The organism is Polaromonas sp. P1_E3, from assembly GCF_056405935.1.
In genome coordinates this window covers 1-1,646 of the sequence record NZ_JBFUBD010000523.1, presented here as the reverse complement: position 1 = coordinate 1,646, position 1,646 = coordinate 1, and the positions used below count along the sequence as shown (strand labels likewise).

Sequence of the window (1,646 nt, the reverse complement as noted above, 5' to 3'; positions counted from 1 at the left end):
GACTTTGGTCCAGTACTCAAGCCTTGCATCGTCATCAATATCGATAATACCGCCGTACATTGTGTCGCCACCTTTCTTCTTGGGGCCGGAGATCCAGTAATGCGCTCCCGTCTCTTCCTCGATGCAGTTGTATTTGTAGCCGGACTTCGTTTTCAGAAAGCGCTTCCCGGCGTATGCGTATGAACGCGTCGAGCGCGACATCTCCACCCAGCCAATGCGGCCGGAGCCACTCAAACCACCTGCTTTGCTTTCGATGTACATGATGCGCTTCATGCTCTGGCCCTTTAATCTTGATAGCTAACGTTGACTTAAGCGGATCGCCACAGGCGGGTTCGCTTGAAAGAAGGGTTAGCCGCCACACAGGTCAGTCAAGCCCAGTTCAATTGGAACCTGGTAGTCCGCGGCAATGAGGCTGGCGCGAAAGGACTTCCGAGGATGAATCGTGAGCTTGTGATCAATGATGGCGATGCGATCGACCAGGCTTGGCGCATCATCGTAGAACTTCACTTCCGCCACTCTGCCCATCTTCGAGCGCTGCGTTTTCAGATTTGTGACTTCAACGAATACCTCGGCGGGTTGTGGATGCACGGGGACCGTTTGCTCCACGCGTACACGGTATTGCTTCGTCGCTTTGACCTTGAGGCACACTCTGAGCGCCTCGCCTTCTGACTCGACTGAGTGTCGAAGCACTTCAAGCGCCGGCGCCTCGGTTGGCGCAAGCATGTGCAGTGCTGAAAACGTTGCCTCGGTGACTGCAGCCAGTTTTCTCTCGTCCGGCAGGGAATTGAAAACTACTAAATCCATTCCGCAGAGCACGAATCGATGCCAGTGCTCCGTGGCGTATTCGGTCGCCCTGACTTCCCCATCTGGCAGAGAGGGCGTAAAGCACAGGTAGAGATGATCGGCGTGACCGATGGACATTCCGAGTTCTTCGCACTTCATCCCGACGCGCTGGCCAAGAGCTACACATGCACGTGGGAAGTCGTAGAGCTTCGACGCGTAGCCCGGCATGGGATGCTCCAGCTGAGGCGGATCGATGCTCTCGAGGTACCGAATGTCTCGCAGCGGCTTGGGTGTTTTTGGTGGTGAGCGCAGCATATTGACGTCTAACGTTGGAGATGACCAGCGGCCAGAGAACAGGAGCGCCGTAAGCGCGGACGCCCTTGGGCGCCCGTGTCGACCAGAATGTTAGAGCATGCACCTAGAAGCACGTGCCGGCCCATGAACATCCGACGAAGATGGCCGTGAATAGCACCGGTATGGCCATAGCCAATACGTAGGCCACGGCGATTGCAATTCGAACCCTGAGCGAGCACGGCATGTATTTGATCAGGCCGAACACGCCGACAAACGGAAGCAGTAGCAGTACGGCCAGGAGTATCCATTCGGCAACTGTGCCATGCAACGAGCGAAACCGGGGAAGGAGCAGCACGCATACGCCGAGCGCCATGGGGCCAAATGACACGGCTAGCGTCAGAAATTTCCAGGATGCAGCTATCGTCGGCCTCATGGACACACTAACGTTTGACTCATGCGCCCGCCGAATGCAAGTCCGCCTGAAGGTGGGTCAAGCTCACAGCCACCTTCGCACCCTCTGTGTGTACGACGTGTACTCATTACCAAATATGCGCCGCAGTACCCTCTCT

The 1,646-nt window shown here is 56.3% G+C and carries 3 protein-coding genes; all 3 read right to left on the bottom strand.

The genetic code is table 11. The features are described from left to right. Positions 1–273: 1-deoxy-D-xylulose-5-phosphate synthase (locus tag AC1D0Z_RS21265; RefSeq protein ID WP_477660143.1), on the bottom strand; the 273-nt coding region annotated here is incomplete at its 3' end. A 75-nt stretch (positions 274–348) separates the two neighbouring features. Next, positions 349–1,011 carry a hypothetical protein gene (locus AC1D0Z_RS21260; RefSeq protein ID WP_477660142.1) on the bottom strand — a complete coding sequence of 221 codons (663 nt, stop codon included), beginning with the start codon at positions 1,009–1,011 and terminating at the stop codon, positions 349–351. 190 nt (positions 1,012–1,201) lie between these two features. Further along, entirely contained in the window at positions 1,202–1,510 is a 309-nt protein-coding gene (locus AC1D0Z_RS21255) for a hypothetical protein (RefSeq protein WP_477660141.1), read from the bottom strand. Positions 1,511–1,646: the final 136 nt, after the last annotated feature.